This is a genomic window from Burkholderia sp. AU33803 (assembly GCF_002223095.1).
Classification (GTDB): domain Bacteria; phylum Pseudomonadota; class Gammaproteobacteria; order Burkholderiales; family Burkholderiaceae; genus Burkholderia.
Genome location: NZ_NKFJ01000004.1, coordinates 1,384,414 through 1,404,515, shown reverse-complemented (window position 1 = coordinate 1,404,515; position 20,102 = coordinate 1,384,414). Strand labels below are relative to the sequence as shown.

The 20,102-nt window shown below is 66.2% G+C and carries 24 protein-coding genes and 2 pseudogenes; 13 read left to right on the top strand and 13 right to left on the bottom strand.

The window, feature by feature from the left end:
* Positions 1-53 precede the first annotated feature (53 nt).
* The 3 genes from CFB41_RS08985 to CFB41_RS08975 all read left to right on the top strand — a co-directional run bounded on the left by CFB41_RS08985 (position 54) and on the right by CFB41_RS08975 (position 3,865).
* A complete protein-coding gene (locus CFB41_RS08985) occupies positions 54-701 on the top strand; it encodes a glutathione S-transferase family protein (protein WP_089456252.1) in 648 nt (215 codons plus the stop codon).
* A gap of 211 nt (positions 702-912) precedes the next feature.
* Positions 913-2,403, top strand: a complete 1,491-nt coding sequence (locus CFB41_RS08980) for an ISNCY family transposase (RefSeq protein WP_089456609.1) — start codon at positions 913-915, stop codon at positions 2,401-2,403.
* A 754-nt stretch (positions 2,404-3,157) separates the two neighbouring features.
* Positions 3,158-3,865, top strand: coding sequence for an SDR family NAD(P)-dependent oxidoreductase (locus CFB41_RS08975; RefSeq protein WP_089425469.1), 708 nt, complete (start codon positions 3,158-3,160; stop codon positions 3,863-3,865).
* A 31-nt stretch (positions 3,866-3,896) separates the two neighbouring features.
* On the opposite strand, the gene CFB41_RS08970 is transcribed toward CFB41_RS08975, so the two are convergent.
* A complete protein-coding gene (locus CFB41_RS08970; protein WP_089456251.1) occupies positions 3,897-4,862 on the bottom strand; it encodes a LysR family transcriptional regulator in 966 nt (321 codons plus the stop codon).
* Positions 4,863-5,075: 213 nt separating this feature from the next.
* Between CFB41_RS08970 and CFB41_RS08965 the strand changes: the two genes are divergently transcribed.
* The 5 genes from CFB41_RS08965 (at position 5,076) to CFB41_RS08945 (ending at position 7,397) form a co-directional block, all read left to right on the top strand.
* Positions 5,076-5,540: a RidA family protein gene (locus CFB41_RS08965; RefSeq protein ID WP_089456250.1), complete on the top strand. Its 465-nt coding sequence runs from the start codon at positions 5,076-5,078 to the stop codon at positions 5,538-5,540.
* A 264-nt stretch (positions 5,541-5,804) separates the two neighbouring features.
* Positions 5,805-6,224 carry an organic hydroperoxide resistance protein gene (locus tag CFB41_RS08960; protein ID WP_089440138.1) on the top strand — a complete coding sequence of 140 codons (420 nt, stop codon included), beginning with the start codon at positions 5,805-5,807 and terminating at the stop codon, positions 6,222-6,224.
* A gap of 71 nt (positions 6,225-6,295) precedes the next feature.
* Entirely contained in the window at positions 6,296-6,622 is a 327-nt protein-coding gene (locus tag CFB41_RS08955; protein WP_089456608.1) for a DUF4148 domain-containing protein, read from the top strand.
* 61 nt (positions 6,623-6,683) lie between these two features.
* Entirely contained in the window at positions 6,684-7,013 is a 330-nt protein-coding gene (locus CFB41_RS08950; RefSeq protein WP_089456249.1) for a DUF4148 domain-containing protein, read from the top strand.
* Between the two features lie 54 nt (positions 7,014-7,067).
* Positions 7,068-7,397 (top strand): DUF4148 domain-containing protein, encoded by a 330-nt coding sequence (locus CFB41_RS08945; RefSeq protein ID WP_089456248.1) that lies wholly within the window; start codon positions 7,068-7,070, stop codon positions 7,395-7,397.
* Positions 7,398-7,657: 260 nt separating this feature from the next.
* Here the strand turns inward: CFB41_RS08945 and CFB41_RS08940 are convergent, their stop codons facing one another.
* Both CFB41_RS08940 and CFB41_RS08935 read right to left on the bottom strand, forming a co-directional pair.
* Positions 7,658-8,374 carry a class I SAM-dependent methyltransferase gene (locus CFB41_RS08940; RefSeq protein ID WP_089456247.1) on the bottom strand — a complete coding sequence of 239 codons (717 nt, stop codon included), beginning with the start codon at positions 8,372-8,374 and terminating at the stop codon, positions 7,658-7,660.
* 43 nt (positions 8,375-8,417) lie between these two features.
* Complete coding sequence (locus tag CFB41_RS08935) at positions 8,418-8,945, bottom strand: DedA family protein (RefSeq protein WP_089456607.1); 528 nt, start codon at positions 8,943-8,945, stop codon at positions 8,418-8,420.
* A gap of 293 nt (positions 8,946-9,238) precedes the next feature.
* On the opposite strand from CFB41_RS08935, the gene CFB41_RS08930 reads away from it, so the two are divergent.
* The 3 genes from CFB41_RS08930 to CFB41_RS08920 all read left to right on the top strand — a co-directional run bounded on the left by CFB41_RS08930 (position 9,239) and on the right by CFB41_RS08920 (position 12,077).
* Entirely contained in the window at positions 9,239-9,904 is a 666-nt protein-coding gene (locus tag CFB41_RS08930; RefSeq protein ID WP_089440135.1) for a response regulator transcription factor, read from the top strand.
* Positions 9,901-11,286, top strand: coding sequence for an ATP-binding protein (locus tag CFB41_RS08925; RefSeq protein WP_089456246.1), 1,386 nt, complete (start codon positions 9,901-9,903; stop codon positions 11,284-11,286). Before CFB41_RS08930 ends, CFB41_RS08925 begins: the two co-directional genes overlap by 4 nt.
* Before the next feature lie 74 nt (positions 11,287-11,360).
* The gene (locus CFB41_RS08920; protein WP_089456245.1) at positions 11,361-12,077 is read left to right on the top strand and encodes a GNAT family N-acetyltransferase; all 717 of its coding nucleotides are present in this window, start codon (positions 11,361-11,363) and stop codon (positions 12,075-12,077) included.
* A 48-nt stretch (positions 12,078-12,125) separates the two neighbouring features.
* Here the strand turns inward: CFB41_RS08920 and CFB41_RS08915 are convergent, their stop codons facing one another.
* From CFB41_RS08915 to CFB41_RS08890, 7 genes are all read right to left on the bottom strand, one after another.
* Positions 12,126-12,581: a MarR family winged helix-turn-helix transcriptional regulator gene (locus tag CFB41_RS08915; RefSeq protein ID WP_069247997.1), complete on the bottom strand. Its 456-nt coding sequence runs from the start codon at positions 12,579-12,581 to the stop codon at positions 12,126-12,128.
* Positions 12,582-12,683: 102 nt separating this feature from the next.
* Positions 12,684-12,812, bottom strand: coding sequence for a hypothetical protein (locus CFB41_RS38555; protein ID WP_256940902.1), 129 nt, complete (start codon positions 12,810-12,812; stop codon positions 12,684-12,686).
* Entirely contained in the window at positions 12,809-13,180 is a 372-nt protein-coding gene (locus CFB41_RS08910; protein WP_089456244.1) for a GFA family protein, read from the bottom strand. Before CFB41_RS08910 ends, CFB41_RS38555 begins: the two co-directional genes overlap by 4 nt.
* Positions 13,181-13,380: 200 nt before the next feature.
* The gene (locus CFB41_RS08905) at positions 13,381-14,481 is read right to left on the bottom strand and encodes a nitronate monooxygenase family protein (protein WP_089456243.1); all 1,101 of its coding nucleotides are present in this window, start codon (positions 14,479-14,481) and stop codon (positions 13,381-13,383) included.
* A gap of 262 nt (positions 14,482-14,743) precedes the next feature.
* Positions 14,744-16,000: an MFS transporter gene (locus CFB41_RS08900; RefSeq protein WP_089456242.1), complete on the bottom strand. Its 1,257-nt coding sequence runs from the start codon at positions 15,998-16,000 to the stop codon at positions 14,744-14,746.
* Positions 15,997-16,161 carry a hypothetical protein gene (locus CFB41_RS38085; RefSeq protein WP_179249991.1) on the bottom strand — a complete coding sequence of 55 codons (165 nt, stop codon included), beginning with the start codon at positions 16,159-16,161 and terminating at the stop codon, positions 15,997-15,999. The genes CFB41_RS08900 and CFB41_RS38085 overlap by 4 nt, the downstream gene beginning before the upstream one ends.
* 117 nt (positions 16,162-16,278) lie before the next feature.
* Complete coding sequence (locus CFB41_RS08890; RefSeq protein ID WP_089440128.1) at positions 16,279-17,205, bottom strand: LysR family transcriptional regulator; 927 nt, start codon at positions 17,203-17,205, stop codon at positions 16,279-16,281.
* A gap of 156 nt (positions 17,206-17,361) precedes the next feature.
* Here CFB41_RS08890 and CFB41_RS08885 point away from each other — a divergent pair, with 156 nt between their 5' ends.
* Positions 17,362-18,069: a 5-formyltetrahydrofolate cyclo-ligase gene (locus tag CFB41_RS08885; protein ID WP_256940901.1), complete on the top strand. Its 708-nt coding sequence runs from the start codon at positions 17,362-17,364 to the stop codon at positions 18,067-18,069.
* Positions 18,070-18,220: 151 nt separating this feature from the next.
* Here CFB41_RS08885 and CFB41_RS08880 read toward each other — a convergent pair.
* A pseudogene (locus CFB41_RS08880) lies at positions 18,221-18,511 on the bottom strand (AAA family ATPase); the annotation flags it as partial.
* Between CFB41_RS08880 and CFB41_RS08875 the strand changes: the two are divergent.
* Positions 18,488-18,871: pseudogene (locus CFB41_RS08875) on the top strand (NAD(P)-dependent oxidoreductase); the annotation flags it as partial. The pseudogenes CFB41_RS08880 and CFB41_RS08875 sit on opposite strands and share 24 nt — an antisense overlap.
* A gap of 287 nt (positions 18,872-19,158) precedes the next feature.
* Here the strand turns inward: CFB41_RS08875 and CFB41_RS08870 are convergent.
* A complete protein-coding gene (locus CFB41_RS08870) occupies positions 19,159-19,371 on the bottom strand; it encodes a hypothetical protein (RefSeq protein WP_006497261.1) in 213 nt (70 codons plus the stop codon).
* A gap of 288 nt (positions 19,372-19,659) precedes the next feature.
* Positions 19,660-20,097 carry a hypothetical protein gene (locus CFB41_RS08865; protein ID WP_089425443.1) on the bottom strand — a complete coding sequence of 146 codons (438 nt, stop codon included), beginning with the start codon at positions 20,095-20,097 and terminating at the stop codon, positions 19,660-19,662.
* Positions 20,098-20,102 lie beyond the last annotated feature (5 nt).

Below are 20,102 nucleotides of genomic sequence, written 5' to 3'. Positions count from 1 at the left end.
TTGCCGCGCAGACGGTTCACCGACATTTCAATTCAAGGAGACGAATTCAGACCATGTCCTACGTTCTGTATTACTCGCCCGGCGCGGCAAGCATGGCCGTGCACTGGATGTTGATCGAACTCGGCGTGCCGTTCGAAACGCGCCTCGTCGATATCGATACGGGGGCGCAGCATACGCCTGAGTATCGGCGGTTGAATCCCGCGGGCCGAGTGCCGACGCTGGTCGTCGACGGCGTGCCGCGGACCGAATCGGCCGCGTTGCTGATGCTGCTCGCCGAACGCCATCCGGAGCCGCGCCTGGCTCCGGATCCGGGCTCGCCTGAACGTGCCGAGTGGTTCGAGATGATGATCTATCTCGCCAATTCGGTGTTGCCGGCGATGCGAAACTGGTTTTATGCGCAGACGGATGGCGATCCGCGGTGCGCTGACATGGTGAAGGTTTTTTCGCAGGGGCAAGTCGAGGCGGCGATGGCGCATCTCGACACGCTGCTGTCCGATGGCCGTTCGTATTTGATCAACGACCGGTTGAGCACGGTCGACTTCCTGGCGCTGATGCTCATGCGCTGGACGCGCAACATGCCGCGTCCGGCAACGACGTGGGTGAATCTGACGCGTTATATCCACGCGCTTCGCGCGTTGCCGACGTTCCTGGAATTGAATGCGCGCGAAGGACTGACGGAGTGGATGAATCCGGTTGCCTGAGCGTTTCGACGGCGCTCAAAAGTGCGGCAGCGGTCGGTTGGAGGCCGCTTGCCGCGAGGTTTGGGGCTGAAATATCGTATTTGACATAATCAACATTATCGACGTTTAAATTGTAGTAGCTTTTTAGAAATGTCGTGTTCTAGCCATTTAGAAATGTCGCGTTTGGACCTCGGTAAGCTTGCCGGCTCCACGTCAGATCATGGAGCCGGCGATGCACCGAACAGCACTGGTGACATTGAACATGAGAGAACTCGACCGTCTGAAGGTAATCCAGGCCGTAGTGGATTTGGGCGTGAAGCCTGGCCGCGCGGCCGAACGCCTGGGCCTGACGGTCCGGCAGATCGAACGGCTGGTGATTCGATACCGGGAGTCTGGCGCGGTGGGCCTGACCTCGCGCAAGCGTGGCGGTCCTGGCAACCGGCGGCTGGATGCGGAGTTGGCCCAGCGGGCCCTGACGATCATCCGGGATCGCTACGCCGATTTCGGGCCGACACTAGCGTGCGAGAAGCTTCGGGAATGCCACGGCATCCAGCTCGCCAAGGAAACGGTACGGCGGCTGATGACGGAAGCTGGTTTGTGGGTGCCACGCCGGCAACGACCGCCGAAGGTCTATCAGCCACGCGCGCGCCGGGCGTGCCTGGGTGAACTGATCCAGATCGATGGTAGCGACCATCGGTGGTTCGAGGAACGGGCGCCGGCGTGCACGCTGCTGGTATACGTCGACGATGCGACGAGCCGGTTGATGATGCTGCACTTCACGCAGACCGAATCGACCTTCAGCTACTTCGAGGCGACGCGAGCGTATATCGAGTGCCACGGCAAACCGGGGGCGTTCTATAGCGACAAGTACAGCGTGTTCCGCAATACAACGCCGGGCAAGGCTGGCAATCGGGTGACGCACTTTGGCCGCGCGATGTACGAGCTGAACATCGATACGTTTTGCGCAAACAGCAGTCCGGCCAAGGGGCGAGTCGAGCGAGCACATCTGACGTTGCAGGATCGCTTGGTCAAAGAGATGCGGCTGCGTGGGATCAACACGGTGGCCGACGCCAACGCTTACGCGCCCTCCTTCATGGCCGCCTACAACACACGCTTCGCAAAGCCGCCGAAGAGCGACTTCAATGCACACCGATCGCTGCGCGCCGAAGAGAATCTCGACTTGGTGATGACGTGGCGCGAGCCGCGGAAAGTCACGAAATCTCTCACGGTGCAGTACGACCGAGTGATGTATTTGCTGGACGATACGCCGGAGAATCGGAAGCTGATCGGTCGAACGATCGAGGTGTGGGAGTACCCGGACGGGCGCATCGAACTCCGAACAGAGGGTCGAGTGTTGCCTTGCAGACAGTACGACCGGCTGGCCGAGATCGATCAAGCTGCTGTTGTCGAACACAAGCGCCTGAGTCACGTGCTCCAGGTTGCGCAGACGATCCAGGCGCAACGCGATAACAGTCGAATCGGTAAAGCCCCGTCTCGAACGCATCGTGGCGACGCGACGCGGACCAATCGAAACGAGGCTGAACCGGGCAAGAAGAAGCAACGCGAGATCACGCAGGCCGACGTCGAGCATGTGATCGTGGATCTGGCGCACCGTCGGCAAACCGCAAAGCCGCCAAACAAACCTGGCCGTCGGTCTGCAAAAGCTGGAGAAACGAACGTGAGCGCCCTGCCCGTTCAGGCGCCGACCTTCGACACTGCGTAACGCTCAAAACGAGGAAAGAGACGCAGCCAACCAACCTTAAAACACGACATTTCTATCTGGCTGGCGCCCCGACATCTTGAAATGGCTACGACATGCGACGCCTGAAGGCGTGCACGACGAATGTTCGCTTCCCTGTCCCCGGTTCGGCGGTGAGAAGCACGGAGGCGGCCCGGACGGTGGGCATCAGACGCGTTTTCGAATCGGCGAGTTTGGACTATTAATAGTGCTATTGTGATAAGAAAAGTTATCCCGACATCAGCATTGAGTTAGCCAACTGCGTGTCCCGCAGCAGACGAATCGGCGCGTCAAACCGTCCGATAATCGGTCGCCTTTTGGTGAGGTCGCGCTACGCCTGAACGTTCGCGCAGCGCATTGAGGCATCGAGGCGCTTGAGCGCGAAGTCGAGCGCCGATTGGGCTGGCCGCCCGCCGCAGTAGTGGCGCATGGCAGTTCAGCCGCGAATATCGCGGGCATGTCGACTGACATGACCGTGAAGCGGCCTCGTGCAGCCGGGCGCCGCCGCCGCGATCCTCGGCCTTTGACCGCCCGCTCCACGCCTCCACGTCCCGACGGGCCGCCCTGACCGCAGTCCCTCAACCCGCCCCACCCCGCCCCGCATTTGTTCCCCCGACGCAAGACTGTTGCTCCACGGTGGGTATTCGAGATCGCAGCCGGCGCGCCTACAGTTCGCCCATCGGATTCACGGATCCGGTCGGCACTGAAGCCGAGAACCCTTCACCCATCGAGGCAAATCATGAGCGCATCCAGAGTCATCATCGTCACCGGCGCATCGCAAGGCATCGGCGCGGCAACGGTCGACGCATTCCGGGCCCGCGGCCATCGCGTCGTCGCAACGTCACGTTCGATCGGGCCGTCGAACGATCCCGATCTCGTCACCGTCGCAGGCGATATCGGCGACGCGGCCGTCGCACGGCGCGTGGTCGACGCCGCCATCGAACGCTTCGGCCGCGTCGACACGCTCGTCAACAACGCGGGCATCTTCATCGCGAAGCCGTTCACGCAGTACACCGCGGACGACTATGCGCAGATCACGAACGTCAACCTGAGCGGCTTCTTCCACGTCACGCAGCATGCGATCGCCGCGATGCAGAAGCACGGCGGCGGCCACGTGGTCAGCATCACGACGAGCCTGGTCGATCACGCGAACAGCAACGTGCCGTCGGTGCTCGCGTCGCTGACGAAAGGCGGATTGAATGCGGCGACGAAGTCGCTCGCAATCGAGTATGCGAAGGCCGGCATTCGCGTGAATGCGGTGTCGCCCGGGATCATCAAGTCGCCGATGCACGCGCCCGAAACGCACGCAACGCTCGCGTCGCTGCATCCGGTCGGCCGCATGGGCGAAATGAGCGACATCGTCGACGCGATCCTGTACCTGGATTCGGCGCCGTTCGTCACGGGCGAGATCCTGCATGTGGACGGCGGCCAGAGCGCCGGGCATTGAGACGCGGCGTCGACACCGCGAGCCGGCGCGCCTAGCGCGATGCACCGGCTCGTTTGGCGCGTTTCCCGGCCGGCTGCCCGGCCGGCGCGCGCGCCAGATGCTCGACGAGAAAGTCGACGAACACGCGCACGCGCGACGACAAAAAGCGCGCATGCGGATACAGCAGCATGAACGGCCGCGACCGGCCGCCGAGGCCGGGCAGCACTTCCACGAGCGTGCCGGCCCGCAGATCCTGCTCGACGATGAAGCGATAGGTCTGGAACAGGCCCGCACCGCTGCGCGCGAGCGTCACACCGGCAAGATAGTCGCCCGACGTACCGTAGCTGCCGGTCGTCGCGACGTCGATCCCTTCCGAGCCATCGTTGAACAGCCACGGAATCGCTCGCCCGCTGCTCGGCAGCTCGAACTGGATGCATTCGTGCGCATGCAGGTCGTCGACGGCGGTCGGCATGCCCGCACGCTTCAGGTAGCCGGGCGTCGCGACGATCACGAGTTCGGCATCCTCCAGCTTGCGGGCGATCAGGTTCGAATCGGCCGGTGCGCTGCCGCGGATCGCGAGATCGTAGCCTTCCTCGGCGAAGTCGATGTTGCGGTTGCTCAGGTGGGTGTCGACGCGCACGTCCGGATATCGCTCGCGAAACGCCGGCAACAGCGGCAGCACGCGATAGTGCCCGTACGGTGTCGGCATGCTGATTCGCAGCACGCCGGCGGGCGTCGCCTGCTGGCCGGTCGCCTCGCGCTCCGCATCGACGAGTTGCGACAGCGCGTCGCGACATTGCTCGAAATAGCGGCGGCCGGAATCGGTCAGGCGGATCTGGCGTGTCGTACGCACGAACAGCCGCACGCCGAGACGCGCCTCGAGCCGCGCGACCGAGCGGCTGACCGCGGCCGGCGTGACGCTCGCCGCGTTGGCCGCGAGCGTGAAGCTGCCGAGTTCGGCGGCGAGGCAGAACAGCTCGATGCTGCCCAGCAGCAGATCGTCGAATTGTCGTTGCATGAGGCGATTCCTGCCGTCTGCGGCGCGTGGCGCGCGATGACGCCGAGTGTGCATGAATCTCGCGGCGGAAACCAGCGGACGCGCACGGCGTGATTCGTTACACCGCGTCGTGAATCAATTGCGCGGCTGACATTTACCGGCTTCGGCCGCATGACTACAGTGACTCAAAGGCAGCACCGAACGCCCGAACCCTTTTCCCGCAAGGAGCACGACATGACCGTCGAACAGAAACTGGCCGACCTCGGCCTCGCGTTACCCGAGCCGCCGAACCCGCTCGGCAGCTATACGGCCGCCAGCGAGGCCGGCAACCTGTTGTTCGTCTCCGGACAACTGCCGCTGGTCGACGGCAAGATTGCCTATACCGGCCGTGTCGGCGAGCAGTTGAACGTCGACGAAGGCAAGCATGCCGCCCGGCTCGCGGCGCTGAACGTGCTCGCGCAGATTCGCCGGCACCTGGGCGGGTTCGAGCGCCTGCGCAAGATCGTACGCGTCGAGGGGCACGTGAGTTCGGCGGACGGCTTTTTCGGGCAGCCGTCCGTGATCGACGGCGCGTCGGACCTGTTCGCCGCCGTGCTGGGCGAAAAGTCGGGCCATGCGCGCTCGGCGTTCTCCCAGCGCCAGTTGCCGGCCGACGCGGCCGTGATTCTCGTCGTGATCGCCGAGATCGACCCGGCCTGACCGATCGGCCGCCCTGCGGGGCGGCCCGCCATTCCCGGAGCGCTTTCACCTGCCCTGCCCGGATGCGTCGCGCGTCGAATATCGGGGATCGACCGTCGGAATGCCTTCTCCCGCAAGGCTATACACGTTCCAGATACATTGAAATACAAAATATCGCATGCGATTTAATCGAATGCGCTTGACTGAGCGGGTCGCCTCGACGAAACTCCATCGCATGCGATCGAATCGCATCTGAAGCAAACCATCCAACTGACGGAGCAAATGATGAGCAAGATCGAAAAAGTGCTGTACACCGGCAAGACGCATACGACTTCGGGCGGCCGCGACGGCTCGGCGCGCAGTTCCGACGGCCGCCTCGACATCCAGTTGTCGTCGCCGGGCAGCGCCGGCACCGGCACCAACCCGGAGCAACTGTTCGCGGCCGGCTGGTCGGCCTGCTTCATCGGCGCGATGCAGCTTGCGGCGCGTGCCGCGAAGGTAACGCTGCCGGCCGATCTCGCGGTCGACGCCGAAGTGGATCTCGGCACCGCCGGCAACGCGTACTTCCTGCAGGCCCGGCTGAACGTGAGCGTGCCGGGGCTCGATCGCGACGTCGCGCAGCGCATCGTCGATGCGGCGCACCAGACCTGCCCGTATTCGAAGGCGACGCGCGGCAACATCGACGTCGACATCCGTATCGCTTGAACGATGCATCAGGCGGCCTGGCGCCGCCTTGCCGAATACCCGATTTCTTTTCTTTCTTTTTGAGGTGAATGATGAATATCCGACTGATCGCCGCCCTTCTCGTCGCTGTTTCGGCCACGGTGGCCGCACCGGCGTTCTCCAGCGAATCGACCGTGACGCGTGCGCAGGTGCGTGCCGAGCTCGCGCAGTTGCAACAGGCCGGCTACCCGCTGAATCGCGCGACCGACGCCACCTATCCGAATGATCTCCAGGCTGCACTCACGCAGATCCATGTCGTCGATGCGGTCGCCCGCAACGAGCAGGCGTCCGGCTACGGCAGCAACGGCGAGGCGGCAACGCAATCGGGCCGCCGGCATGCGCTCAGCGTGGCCGACCGCTCGGTGTATTTCGGTCATTAAGCGCGACGCATCGTCGATACGCGAACCCTGAATCCCTTCTATTTCTCTTCTGTCGAGGTCAATGATGAAAACCCAACTGATCGCCGCCCTTCTCGTGGCCGTTTCCGCATCCGCTGCCGCACCGGCGTTCGCCGATGCAACCGCCGTGTCCCGCGCGCAGGTGCGTGCCGAGCTCGTCCAGCTCGAACAGGCCGGCTATGGGCCGGGCCGCGCGAACGATCCGCACTATCCGGACGATCTGCAGGCCGCGCTGACGCGCATTCACGCGAGCGACACCGCAGTGGCCGACGCAGCGACGTCCGGTTACGGCAGCGATGCCGCCGCTGCAACGCAGTCGGGCCGCCGGGCCACGACGCGAATCGCCGAGCGCTCGATCTACTTCGGTCATTGAACGAAACCGCGCACGGTGCGCAACCGCTGAATTCCCATTTTCTTGTCGAGGTGAATGATGAAGACCCAACTGATCGCTGCCGTTCTCGTTGCCGTGTCGGCTGCCGTTGCCGCGCCGGCGTTTGCCGGTGACGGCACCGTGACGCGCTCGCAGGTGCGTGCGGAACTGGCCGCGCTGCAGAACGCCGGCTACCTGCCGAACCGGCCCAACGATCCGAACTATCCGGACAATCTCCAGGCTGCGCTGCGCCGGGTTCACGACACCAATGCAATCGCGGTCGAGTCGCAGGCATCGGGTTACGGCAGCGACGCCGGCAGTGCGACGCAGTCCGGCAGCCGCAGCGTGGTTCGCACGGCCGAGCGCTCGATCTACTTCGGCCATTGAGCATGGCGCGTCGGAATCGTCGCGCCGATCCGGTCAGTTCGGTACGGGGTGTGAGAAACGGGAGCGCGCGAGCACGGCGCGCGCCTCGCCGGTCGTCGGCGAAAAACAGCGTTGCAGGTCGGCGCGCACCACGTGCTCGTGTCAGCCCGCAATTCGACGGTGCGCCGTGCCGATGCGGCTGCCGGCGCTCGCGGCCCGTGATCGTCGAAGCAGCAACATCAGCCGTGGCAGGCCGGACAACAAGCCGTACCCGGGCGCGTTCACGATGACGCGCTCCCCTCCATCGAGGGTCGCATGCCGCTCGAATCGAGCGATGGCATGGCATCGAAGCCGCGCAAAATAGCGGCTTCCACAACCGTATCGCGCAACGGCCGCGCAACGGGCCTCTGATGGCCGGCCGCATCGATTCGGCGCTCGAAGCGATACACGATGGCGGGCGGGAAGTTCATCCACGCGACACCCACCCGGACGGCGCGAATGCGCATGGCCTCCAGGTCGCGCGCCGGGATCGGGCAGCGCGGCACATACGTGAACTGGTAGAACGCACCATCGGCGGCGAGGTGGCGCGCAAACGCGCAGCGAACGATCGCGACGGCCCGTTCGACCGGCATCGCGACGAGCGGCAACCCGCTCACGATCGCATCCGCACGCGCCCCGCCGAAGAAGTCGCCCGTCATGCCGAGTTGCGCCGCATCCATCTGCATGACCCGCAGCGCGGGAAACTGATGCCGCAGCGTGTTCGCGAAAGCGGGATCGGCTTCCACCAGCACCAGCCGGTCACTCGTGACGCCGCGTGCGAGCAGTGCCCGCGTGAACACGCCGGTGCCCGCGCCGAGTTCGATCACGGTGGCGCCGTCGCGCGGGATATCGGCGGTGATCAGGGCAGCGAGTGCCGGGCCGGACGGCGCAAGCGCGCCGACGCGGCGTGGATGGCGCAACCAGGTACGCAGGAACAGCAACCATTCGGGGATTCGCATCGACAGGCTCCAGGCAGGATCGATCGGTCAACGACATGTCGGGCTAGGTGGCCGCTCGTGCAGCCAGGTAGCCGGCCGTGATGAACAGCGTGTTCCAGAGCGCGATGCCGGCCGCGGCACCCGACGCGAACCGCGCGAAACTCGTCTCCAGCAAGCCGGCGAGCGCGGGGGCGACGAGCCGGACGAACGGCACCAGTTGCGACCAGAGTGCGAGCCGCGTGGGCCGCGCGCGGATGCCGTCGATCAGCGCGTCGATTCTTGCGGGCTGCAGCCTGCCCAGCGGCGCGATGCGGCGCAGCAGGGTCAGCACGCTGTCTTCCGGCCACAGGTTGCCGAGCGCGTAATGCAACAGGCAGCCGGCGAAGCTTCCGAGTGCCGTGACGACGATCGCTTCCGGCAATGTCCATACGCCTTGCGCGCTGGCGACGCCGATCATCGTGAGGAGCGCGTGGGACGGCAGCACGGGGATCAGCCGCTCGATCAGCGACAGGCCGACGAGGCAGGCAATGCTGTTGGCGCCTGCCACGCCGAACGCGAGGCCGAACGGGGCGAGCGTGGCGAGCTGGTTCATCGCACCGCTCCCGCGCGGCCGGCGCGCAACGCGCACGACGCGCACAATGCACGCGGCCTTCCGTGCCAGAATGGCCCGCACCGACGCGGCGCGAAGGTGGGGCGTCGTGCCGCATTGCATTGCAGCAACGGAATTGAAGGACGTGACACGGTCATCGCGAGCCTCTCGAGGAAACGCCAGATGCATTGCACCGGCAATGCGGCGAATGGCACGCATCGTGGCCCCCGGGCTTTAAGAAGTTTTTAATCGCGGTCGGTCAGGCTGGCGACCTCGACAATCGAGGAGCGAAACCGATGCATATCCTGCTGGTGGAAGACGATGTCATGCTGGCCGACGCCGTGTGCGCGGGCCTCAGGCAGAACGGCTGGCGCGCGGACTGGTCGGCCGACGTGCCGGCGGCGCGGCTCGCGCTCGTCGGCCACGACTACGACGCGGTGCTGCTCGACCTGCAACTGCCGGGCGCGTCCGGCTTCACGCTGCTCGCCGCGATGCGCGCGAACTACGACCCGACGCCGGTATTGATCGTGACCGCGCGCGATCAGCTGAGCGACCGGATCCGCGGCCTCGACGCAGGCGCCGACGACTATCTCGTGAAGCCGTTCCAGCTCGACGAACTCTACGCGCGGCTGCGCGCGCTGACGCGCCGCAGCCAGGGCCGCGTGTCGGAACGCCTGGTCTACCGCGACGTGCACGTCGATCCGGCGCGCAAGGAAGTCACGCGCGCCGGCGAACCCGTTGCGCTCAGCATCCACGAGTACCGCACGCTGCTGGCGCTGATGGAGCGGCAAGGCCGCGTCGTCACGCGCACGCAGCTCGAAGCGCGCGTGTACGGCAACGACAGCGATATCGAAAGCAACACGATCGCGGTGTACATCCATCAACTGCGGCGCAAGCTCGGCGACGAGCTGATCGTGACGGTGCACGGCTTCGGTTATCGCGTCGGGGAGAGCCCGGCATGAAGTCGCTACGCGTGCGCCTGCTCGCGACCGTGATGGCGGCGGTCGTCGTGTTCTGGGCGAGCTGGGGGGCGTTTCTCGGCATCGGCCTGTGGCGTGAGCAGCGCGGCTGGCGCGACGGCATGCTCGAGAGCGCCGCGCAACTGCTGCTCCTGGCATTGCCGGATACGATCGATCGCCTGCCCGCGGCGAACGCCCAGGCGGTCGTACCGAACACGGCGTATGGCAACTACGACGTCGCGTTCCAGGTCTGGGTCGATGGCCGGAACGTGATGCACAGCGTGGACGCGCCGGGGCCGGCCCTCAAGGCCGACCTGCGGGACGGATACGGGGTGAGCACCGGGCGTGGCGTCGCGCACGACGAGACCTGGCGCGTGTACTCGCTGTCGGATCCGGCAGGCCGGATTCACGTTCAGACGGGCGGCCCGGCCACGACCTGGCAGGAGAAGGCGAACAATGCGCTGCAACTCGGCCTGTTCAACACGGCGGTGATGCTCGGGATGCTGGGCGTCGTGATCTGGTGGGTGATCCGCTGGTCGTTCGGGCCGGTGCGCGACGTCCAGCAGGCGATCCAGCGCAAGGCGGCGTTCGATTTCTCGCCGTTGCCGCTGGTGACGCTGCCGCGTGAGCTGCGGCCGCTCGTCGAATCGTTCAATCGTCTGCTCGCGCGGCTGGGTCAGGCCGTCGATACCGAGCGCCGTTTCATCGGCGATGCGGCGCACGAGTTGCGCACGCCGCTCGCTGCGTTGTCGGCCCAGGCGGAAGTGGCGTTGCAGGCGGACAGCCTGGCGGACAAGAACGAAGCACTGCGCCGGCTCGCAACGGGCGTCGAGCGCAGCGCGCGGCTATCCGGGCAGTTGCTCGAACTGGCGCGGCTGGATGCAGGGTCACGGGCCGACCAGCACGGGCCGGTCGACCTGTCGCGGCTCGTTGCACTGATCGCGAGCGACTTCGACGCGGCCGCGCATGCGCGCCGACAGACGATGCGGATCGCGGTCGAACCGGCGCGTGTCTGGGGCGACCTCGACGAGATCGCCATTGCGGTGCGCAACCTGATCGACAACGCGCTGCGATACGGCCGTGACGGCGGGCGGGTCGAGATTGCGTGCGACGTCCCTGCCGATGCGGACGGTGCATGGGTCAGGCTGCGGATCGCGGACGACGGGCCCGGTGTGCCGGCCGATGAGCGCGAGCGGATCTTCGAACGTTTTTACCGGGTACCGGGGACGGTGCAGCCGGGCAGCGGCATCGGCCTGTCGCTCGTCGCGCGAATCGCCGAGTCTCACGGCGGTTCGGTCGAAGTAACGGCCGGGATCGGCGGGGACGGGCTGGCGGTGATCCTGTCGTTCCCGATATGGATGGATCCGCAGCGCTGGCAGCGGTAGTTGGCGCGCCGCGCCCTGCCCGTCCGATCCCGGTCTATGCTGTGCCACCGACACCTTCAATCAAGGAGCAGTTCATGTCCGATGCAACGACCGGAAACCCGCCAGGCAATGCGCACCCGCTCGACCGTGTGGTGTGGAATGCGCTGACGGGCAGGCAGCGCCGCTTGGCGCTCGGTCATGGCCGGGCCTGGCGGTTTCCGGTCGCCATCGCGCCGTTTGCCGCGATCGAGGATACAAGCGCGGCGTCGTTAGACGCATTGCGTACGTTGATCGCGGCTCACGGGCCGGCGGCGCTGGTCACGCCGGACGAGATCGAACCGCCGGCGGGATTGTCGGCGATCCGGCGCGCGAGCCTGTTGCAGATGGTCTGGCAAGGGACGCTCGACCCGGCGCCTCAATCGGGTTACGTCACGCTCGCCGAAGCCGACGTGCCGGACATGCTCGCGCTGACCACGGCCGCCCAGCCCGGCCCGTTCGGCCCGCGCACGGTCGAGCTCGGCCATTACATCGGCATCCGCAGCGAAGGCAGGCTGGCCGCGATGGCCGGCGAGCGGATGCAGGTCGACGGGTATACGGAGATCAGCGCCGTGTGCGTGGATGCCGCGTTCCGGGGGCAAGGGCTGGCGGCGCGTCTGATGCGTGCGTTGATCGCGGAGATCGATGCGCGTGCGGATACGCCTTTCCTGCACGTCCTCGCGTCGAACCAGGTGGCGATCGAGCGTTATCTCGCACTCGGGTTTGTCGTCCGCCGCGAGATGAACCTGCTGGTGCTGGGCGACGGGCACGCATGACGACGCGGCCGGCACGCGGGTCGTGCCGGCCGCAGCGTGACCGGGCGTTTATTCGTCGGTCGACCGGATCAGGTTGCCGCGCAGCGTGACGATCGCCTTCTGCATCTTCGCGAATTCGTCCGGCTTCAACCCGGTGGCTTCGACCAGGTTCATGTCGAGCCCCTTCTCACGCAAGCGGCGCCCGCTCTTCGTCAGGCTGACGAGCACCTGGCGTTCGTCCGACGGATCGCGGTGCCGCTCCAGGTAGCCCATCGTCTCGAGCTTCTTCAGGATCGGCGTCAGCGTATTGGATTCGAGGAACAGCTTCTCGCCGAGTTGGCCGACCGTCTGGTTGTCCTGCTCCCACAGCGCAATGATCGTGATGTATTGCGTATACGTGAGGCCCAGCGCTTCGAGGATCGGCTTGTACGCCTTGCCGAACGCGAGGTTCGTCGAGTAGATCGCAAAGCAGAGGAACTCGGACAGCTTCGGCGCGGTATCGGATGGGGCTTCGGTCGGTTTCATGAACGTCCTCCAGCGACGCGAACGGCCGCAGATGGACGCATTATATATCGCGTGCGATCTTATCGGAAGCATGATAATCGGTCTCGATGAACCGGCGCGGCGTCAGGTCGCCCTGCGGCGCTTGCCGGTCTGTGGACGGCTGACCGACAGCATCGAACATTGCACCGGATGCGCGATTTCGGTCGCGAGCCCGCCCGCGGCAAACAGCAGGATCATCAGCCAGCGTTTCATGCGTCCTCCACGACCGAGAGGCTCGCGCCGTTGGCGACCGTCGCATCGAGCGCATACGGGTCGACGCCATCGAGGCAGCCGAGATTGACGCGCCAGCAGGCGGGGTTCATGCGCGTTTGATGGAACGGATAGATGCCGCACTGGCTGCAGAAATAGTGACGGGCCGTGCGTGTGTTGAACTGGTAGCACGTCAGCGCGCCCTCGCCTTCGACGATCTTCAGTTCGCTGGCGGCGAACATCGGGCTCATCAATGCGCCGCGCCGGCGGCACATGCTGCAGTTGCAGCGCGTCGCCGGCGTAATGGCGGTTCGGACTTCGAATTTGACGGCCCCGCAATGGCAGGACCCTTTGAACCAGGTTGCAGACATGGTGCACTCCCGAATAGGTCATGCCTGCTTTATAACGGACGCTCGAGCGTGCGTTGTATCGCGATGTATCCGCGGTTCGTGCTGATACAGAACATTGCAAATTAGCCGCGGGCGGCGACGTATCGATTCGGCGATTGGGGTGCGTTCACCGATCGCCGCTAAAGGCCGGCGGCTCGCCGCCCGCGATTCTTGCGATCAAATCAATCCAGCACGTGCTGCAGCCGCTCGATCGCCGCCCGCGTTTCACGTTCGAGCGCGGCGAACAGCTCGGCCGCCGGCAGCGACCGCGCGAGCGGCACCGCCTGCCCGGCCCACTGCGCGCCGTAGCCGAATTCCCCTTTTGCCTTCGCGGCCGCATGCAGCGCCTTGCCGGCGTCGTACGCGATCGGGTACGCGGGCGTGGCCGGCGCGTGCGGGTCGTCGCCGAGCGTGGTGAGCCGGTTCGCGAGGCCGCGTGCGATCCGGCCCGAGATCGCGGCCGTGAACGTCGTGCGGCGGGCCGTGTCGCCCAGCAGCGCGCGGCGATAGCCGTCGTCGATCGACGTCTCCGGGCATGCGACGAACGCGGTGCCGAGCTGGGCGGCCTGCGCGCCGAGCGCGAGCGCGGCGGCGATGCCCTCGCCGTCCATGATGCCGCCGGCGGCGATCACCGGCAGCGCGCATTCGCGCACGATCAGGCGCGTGAGCGCGAACGTGCCGAGGCGATCGTCATGCGCGGTCGAATCGAACACGCCGCGGTGCCCGCCCGCTTCGATCCCCTGCGCGACGATCGCGTCGATGCCGGCGGCGGCGATCTGGCGCGCCTCGTCGAGATGCGTCGCGGACGCGAACAGCGTGACGCCCGCGCGCTTCAGCGCCGCGATCACCTCTGCGGACGGCAGCCCGAAATGGAAGCTGACCACGGCCGGCTTTTCTTCGACGAGCAGCGCCTGCATGGCTTCGTCCGCGACGAAGCTCGTATAGATCTCCGACAGCGTGGCGGGCGGCGTCGCGCCGTATTCGCGGAACACAGGTGCGAGCCAGTCGAGCCACGCGCGTTCGACGGCCGCGTCGGCGTGCGCGGGCTGGTGGCAGAACACGTTGATGTTGAACGGTCGATCGGTGAGCGCGCGCGTGTCGCGGATCATCTTGCGGGCGCCGTCGGCGTTCGTCGCGCCCACGCCGAGCGAGCCGAGCCCGCCCGCATTCGACACGGCGGCCGCCAGTGCCGGCGTGCTGACGCCGGCCATCGGCGCCTGGATGATCGGGGCGCGCATGCCGAGCGTGCGCAGCAGCGTCCGGTTGTCGGTCGATTGATTCATGTCGCTTGTCTCCTGCAGGATTCGTCGTCGAAATGCGTCGGCCGGATACGGGCCGACACGCGTGTGTCGGGTTCGGATCGGTGCGCGTTCGTCGTGCATGGCGCGCGACCGGTCACGTGAGCGTGATGTCGAATACGATGGGTCGCACGTGCGGTGCGGCGGTGTCTGCAATGCCGGCGATGGTGCATGTCGTCGCCGCTTCCCGGCGCGACACCGGTCACTGCGCTCATCGTACGCCAGCCCGCGCTCCGCCGCCCAGCCGCTATCGGCCGCGTGCCCAGTGCGCAAGCCCCGCGCAGGCCGCCAGCAGCGCGCCCGTCACGAAGAACACCGAATGCAGCCCGAGCGCGACGCCGATCTGCCCGCCGATCACCGGGCCGACCACCTGCCCGCTGAACTGCGCGGACTGCAGGTAGCCGAGCATCTGCCCGGTCGCGCGCTCGTCGACCGATTGCCGCACGAGCTTGCCGATCGACGGCAGCAACCCCGCGAGCGACATGCCCATCAGCCCGCGCAGCGCGGCAAGCTGCCACCAGTGCGTGACGAACGCCTGCGGCACCATCGCGAGCGCGGTCACCAACAGGCAGCCGATGATCACGTTCCAGCTGCCGATCCGGTCGGCCAGCGCGCCGAGCCGTGCGGCGGTCAGCATGCTGCCGAGCGCAGAACACGCCATCACGACGCCGGCGACACGCGCAAGGTGGTCACCGCCCACGCCGAGGCCGCCGATATACACGGTGATGATCGGTTCGATCGACATGTTCGCGAGCAGCACCATCATCGCCGTCACCAGCAGCGCGGCGACCGCTGCACGATTCGTGCGGTGCGGCGTGCCGGCCGCGGCACTCGACGTGCGCGTGGCGGCATCGGTGCCGGCATGGAAGTCTTCCTTTACGACGAAGATCGTCAGCAGCGCGGCGACGGCGATCATCGCGCCACCGGCGAAGAACGTGCCGCGAATGCCGAGCCAGCCCGGCAGCAACCCGCCGACGAGCGGCCCGACCAGATTGCCCGCGAGCGCACCGGTCGACAGGATGCCGAGCGCCCAGCCGGCGCGCTCGCGCGGCGCCTGCGTGCCGACCATCACGGTCGACGCCGACGCGTAGCCGCCGACGAGCCCCGCGAGCAGCCGCAGCGCGACGAGTTCGACGACGTTGTGCGCGACGCCGATCAACGACATCACGATCGCCATGCCGATCGCGGCACGCACGAGCATCGGCTTGCGGCCGAAGCGGTCCGCGAGGCGGCCCCACCGCGGCGCGGTGACGGCCGTGCCGAGAAACGTCGCGCCGAATGCGATGCCCGACCACTGGATCACGGCCGACTGCGTGTCGACGCCGAGTTGCCGGACGTACAGCGGCAGGAACGGCAGCAGCATGCTCAGGCTGACGAGCGTCGTGAACGAGCCGAACACGCAGACGGCGAGATTGCGTCGCCAGTAGCGCGTGTTGCGTTCGGCGTAGCTGGTGGCGGGTCGCTCGGCCCGTGCCGTGGCGGGGGCATGCGAGATCGTGCTCATTGCGCGCTCCCCGTCGAGGCCAGCTGGGCGGGAAGCCCCTGCTTGACGAAGATGGCCGGCAACGGCGCGAATGCGAAACGGGCCCAGCCGATGCCGGTGAGCACGCGGTGTGTCAGTCCGAACGCGCGGGCGCGAGGCTGGACGGGAAGCGCTTGATGCATGTCGACCTCCATTCGCTGAACGGGCGCCATGCGCGACCGTTGGTTGAAGGAAGTCTAGATTGAGCTGGTTATCGGGAGAATCATCGTCTCACGAAAGCCATTCTTCCGCATCCCGGTTCAATCGCCGTCGGTAATGGCCGCCAGCCGCGCGAAGTGCTCACGCAGGCGCGGCGCCGCGAAATCGACGAATGCGCGCACCTTCGGCACCGCAAGGCGTCCGTAAGGTGTGACGAGATGGATGGGCAGCGGCGCGTGCTCGCTGTCGCTCAGCACGATCCGCAGCGTGCCGTCTCGCACCGGTTCGGCGACGTGATACGAAAAGAGCCGCGTGACGCCGTGCCCGGCGACGGCCGACGCCACCGCGCCGCGGATCGTGTTGATGATGAAGCGCGGCGCAAACTGGACGACCTGCGGCAGCGCCGACGGCGTGGACGGCGGGAAGCTCCACGAGTCGAGGCCGAAATGCGTCATCGAGATGATCCGGTGCTGCGCGAGATCGGCTGGCGTCTCGATTGCCGGATGCTTCGCCAGGTAGTCGGGCGACGCCACGACGACCCGCCGCACCGCGCCGACCGGAATCGCGACCAGCGTCGAATCGGACAGGTGCGCGATCCGCAGCGCGACGTCCATTCCTTCGTCGATCAGGCTGACGGGACGGTCGAGTAACTGCAGCCGGATCGACACGGCCGGATGGCGTTCGATGAATTCGTCGAGGAGCGCGCGCAATACGTCTTCACCCGCGGCGACGGGTGCAGTGACCGTCAACAGGCCGCGCGGCGCCGAACGTTCGTCGGCGACCAGCATGTCGGCTTCCTCGAGATCGGACAGGATGCGCCGGCACGCGGCCGCGTAGCGTTCGCCGGCCTCGCTGAGCCGGATCGTGCGCGTCGTGCGGTACAGCAGCGCGGTGCCCGTGTGTGCTTCCAGGAACGCGATCGCGCGGCTGACCGCCGCCGGCGACCGGCCGAGCTTCCGGCCCGCGCCCGCGAGGCTGCCCTCGTCCAGTGTGGCGACGAACACCTTCATCGCATCGATTCGATCCATGGCGTGTCAGCGGGTGCGAGCGGTCGTGGAGTGGGCGGTGGGCAAGCGAGCGTTCAGTCTACCGCACGCGGGTGACGCGCTTTGCCGGGGGATACTGCGCTTGCCGTTTTGGCCCTACAATGCGCAGGCGAAGAAACCGCATGATCGGCCGTCAGGGTGCCGCGTTCATCGAACGTAGCGTCCGACATTCAAGCGGTTCGGCTGAATAACCAACAACATCCAACAGCACACATGAAAAGAAGAACATTTCTCGCGCTGCCCGCCGTGGCAGCGTCCGGCATGCTTGTCGGCTGCTCCAATTTCGGTCCCGTCACCAAGGCGTGGATGAAGGATTCGGAATACGACGAAACCTTGTCGACGTTCCTGATCACCGCGGACGGCAAGCAGCTCGTCGTGCTCGGCAAGAAATATCACTACATCTTCGAGATGCCGCCGAGCCTTGCAACGGTGCTCAACGCGCCCTATCGCCCCAAGATCCACACGGCGTTCAACGGTTTCGAGGCGCACGGCGACGAGATCACCGGTCGATACACGATGAGGCTGGACGACTCGGATGCGCCGACCGGCTCCGACGTGCGCGAGCGCGCGCTCGCGGATGGTTTCAAGCAGGAACGTGGCGACCTGACGTCGAAAGGCGCGATCAGCGGCAAGCGCTATCTACCGAACGACGTCACGCCTTCGTCGGTCCCGCAGGCGTTCAATCGGCCGTACGAGGTCACGGTGACGGACAAGCTGACGGCTGTCGGCCGCGGCGCCAAGCTGGCGTTGTCGCCGATCGCGATGGCAGCCGATGGCGCGTTGGGCCTGCTCGGCCTCGCGCTGTTCCCGATCGCGCTCACCACATTCATCATCGTGGCGAGTTGAGGCCGGAATTCACGATGAAATCGCCTGCCGGACACCTGTTCCGGATTGGCTGCGAGCTTGCGCGACGCAGCAGAATGCATCGCTGAAATGAAACGAGCCGGTACGCCGCGGTGAATTACGGCGTACCGGCTCGTGTCGTGACGTCGCCGCATCAGACTTCATAGCGCACCGCATGCGCTTCGGTGGGCAGCGGCACATCCCAACGCAGCAGCATCGCCTCGAGCGCGCGGTTCGTCAGCGAGGTGTCGCGCCGCGCGTTGCGGCGCAACAGTTCCGCGCGCGGCTGTTCGAGGTAGACGAGCGTCACGTCGGCGTGATACGCAAACAGCAGGTCGAGGGTCTTCTTGCGCATCAGCGGCGACAGGTTCGTCGCATTCCACACGAACGGTTGTTGCGTGCGCAACAGCACCTTCGCGGCGTCGACCGCGTGCTGCGCGACAGCGACGTGATCACGCTGCACTGCCCGCTCACGCCCGCGACGCGGCACCTGATCGACGTGGCCGCGTTCGCGCGGATGGCGCGCCGGCCGTTGCTGATCAATACCGCGCGCGGCGGGCTCGTGGATGAAAGCGCGCTGGTCGACGCATTGCAGTCGGGGCAGATCGCGGGCGCGGGGTTCGACGTGGTCACGCAGGAGCCGCTGCCGGCCGCGCATCCGTTCCACGCGATCCTGTCGCATCCGGCCTTCCTCCTGACGCCGCACGTCGCGTGGGCGAGTGAGGAAGCGATGCAGGCGCTCGCCGATCAACTCGTGGACAACGTCGCCGCGTTCGTGGATGGCGCACCGCGGCACGTGGTGTGACGTGCGTGGCGCAAAGTGCGGCGGGAGGTCATTTGAACCGCGCAAACAGAACGGCCCCGCTCGATGGCTCGGAGCGGGGCCGGCAGAATGTGGGGCTGCTTACGCCAGCGACTCGGCACGTTACGGGTTCGTGCATCCGCCCTATCTTGCGGCCGGTTTCTGAATTCCTGATGGGCTCTACTTTAAGGAATCCAGACGACCAGCGATATAGGACAAGTCCGAAACTGAATGGGACGAACGCTGGAAACGCCCGTTTCGATCGCAGCGCACCGCGACCGACGCGAATCTCAATAAGCCGACATCTCGACGCAAGGATCGACCTTGGATGGCGAGCAGATGACCGAATACTTGGCGCTCTCGCGCATCAGCGCTTCGCCTTCGTGCAGCGCGATCTTGATCTCGGGGTGACGCTCGTACGCGAGGAAGGCCGAGCACACGACGGCGGACATCACGACGAGGGAAAACACAAATTTTTCAAGGGTTTGGAAACGTTCAGGCATGGTTCGACCTATCTCTTAGGCCGTGATTATATCTCGAAATAAGGGTTTTCCCTATAACCGGGCCCGCATACCGAGGATGCGTTCGGTCTTTGGGGGCAGGTGTTCGCGCCCCTTTTCGGTGAATCGGTGTCGAACGCGGGTCGCGCCGGTCGAATGGCGCCACCGCGCCGGCCGCGGTCGTACCCGCACAGGAGAAGGTCATCGATGCTTGAAGAAACGGGACGAGTGCAGCCCGCAGGGACGAAGCCGCGTGCCCGCGGAATCAGGGCACGCCGCGCCGCCGACGCGTCACTGCGGCGCCGACGCCCCGCTCGCGGCATTGCCCGGCCACGCCTTGCCGATTTCGTCGACCAGCGACTTCGCGGTGCCGGTGACGATCGCCGCGTCGACGCCGGACGTCTGCCACGCGCCGTCGGCGGCCTGCACGAAGGTCAGGTTCGCGCGCGAAGGCTTGTAGTCGGCATTGCGCCACGTGACGACGACGTCGCACGAGTAGGTGCGATCGCCGAGCTTCTTGCAGTCGCCGTCGGGTTTCGCCGACACGACATCGGCCGAGACGGGCAGCGGCTGGCCGAACAGCGCGTTCAGGCCGCCGTGGTTTTCCGCCTCGAGCGCGCGGCGCACGGCGGCGTCGACGTCGCTCGAGCCGGGGCCGTCGTGGAGCAGGTTGCAGGCAGCCAGCAGCGTCGATGCCCCGGCGAGTGTCAGCAGCGTGTGGAACTTCATGGATA

Bases quoted from the DNA above. Each gene is read 5' to 3' on its own strand.
- CFB41_RS08985 (WP_089456252.1), top strand. From the start codon at position 54: ATGTCCTACGTTCTGTATTACTCGCCCGGCGCGGCAAGCATGGCCGTG.
- CFB41_RS08980 (WP_089456609.1), top strand. From the start codon at position 913: ATGCACCGAACAGCACTGGTGACATTGAACATGAGAGAACTCGACCGT.
- CFB41_RS08975 (WP_089425469.1), top strand. From the start codon at position 3,158: ATGAGCGCATCCAGAGTCATCATCGTCACCGGCGCATCGCAAGGCATC.
- CFB41_RS08970 (WP_089456251.1), bottom strand. From the start codon at position 4,862: ATGCAACGACAATTCGACGATCTGCTGCTGGGCAGCATCGAGCTGTTC.
- CFB41_RS08965 (WP_089456250.1), top strand. From the start codon at position 5,076: ATGACCGTCGAACAGAAACTGGCCGACCTCGGCCTCGCGTTACCCGAG.
- CFB41_RS08960 (WP_089440138.1), top strand. From the start codon at position 5,805: ATGAGCAAGATCGAAAAAGTGCTGTACACCGGCAAGACGCATACGACT.
- CFB41_RS08955 (WP_089456608.1), top strand. From the start codon at position 6,296: ATGAATATCCGACTGATCGCCGCCCTTCTCGTCGCTGTTTCGGCCACG.
- CFB41_RS08950 (WP_089456249.1), top strand. From the start codon at position 6,684: ATGATGAAAACCCAACTGATCGCCGCCCTTCTCGTGGCCGTTTCCGCA.
- CFB41_RS08945 (WP_089456248.1), top strand. From the start codon at position 7,068: ATGATGAAGACCCAACTGATCGCTGCCGTTCTCGTTGCCGTGTCGGCT.
- CFB41_RS08940 (WP_089456247.1), bottom strand. From the start codon at position 8,374: ATGCGAATCCCCGAATGGTTGCTGTTCCTGCGTACCTGGTTGCGCCAT.
- CFB41_RS08935 (WP_089456607.1), bottom strand. From the start codon at position 8,945: ATGAACCAGCTCGCCACGCTCGCCCCGTTCGGCCTCGCGTTCGGCGTG.
- CFB41_RS08930 (WP_089440135.1), top strand. From the start codon at position 9,239: ATGCATATCCTGCTGGTGGAAGACGATGTCATGCTGGCCGACGCCGTG.
- CFB41_RS08925 (WP_089456246.1), top strand. From the start codon at position 9,901: ATGAAGTCGCTACGCGTGCGCCTGCTCGCGACCGTGATGGCGGCGGTC.
- CFB41_RS08920 (WP_089456245.1), top strand. From the start codon at position 11,361: ATGTCCGATGCAACGACCGGAAACCCGCCAGGCAATGCGCACCCGCTC.
- CFB41_RS08915 (WP_069247997.1), bottom strand. From the start codon at position 12,581: ATGAAACCGACCGAAGCCCCATCCGATACCGCGCCGAAGCTGTCCGAG.
- CFB41_RS38555 (WP_256940902.1), bottom strand. From the start codon at position 12,812: ATGAAACGCTGGCTGATGATCCTGCTGTTTGCCGCGGGCGGGCTCGCG.
- CFB41_RS08910 (WP_089456244.1), bottom strand. From the start codon at position 13,180: ATGTCTGCAACCTGGTTCAAAGGGTCCTGCCATTGCGGGGCCGTCAAA.
- CFB41_RS08905 (WP_089456243.1), bottom strand. From the start codon at position 14,481: ATGAATCAATCGACCGACAACCGGACGCTGCTGCGCACGCTCGGCATG.
- CFB41_RS08900 (WP_089456242.1), bottom strand. From the start codon at position 16,000: ATGAGCACGATCTCGCATGCCCCCGCCACGGCACGGGCCGAGCGACCC.
- CFB41_RS38085 (WP_179249991.1), bottom strand. From the start codon at position 16,161: ATGCATCAAGCGCTTCCCGTCCAGCCTCGCGCCCGCGCGTTCGGACTG.
- CFB41_RS08890 (WP_089440128.1), bottom strand. From the start codon at position 17,205: ATGGATCGAATCGATGCGATGAAGGTGTTCGTCGCCACACTGGACGAG.
- CFB41_RS08870 (WP_006497261.1), bottom strand. From the start codon at position 19,371: ATGCCTGAACGTTTCCAAACCCTTGAAAAATTTGTGTTTTCCCTCGTC.
- CFB41_RS08865 (WP_089425443.1), bottom strand. From the start codon at position 20,097: ATGAAGTTCCACACGCTGCTGACACTCGCCGGGGCATCGACGCTGCTG.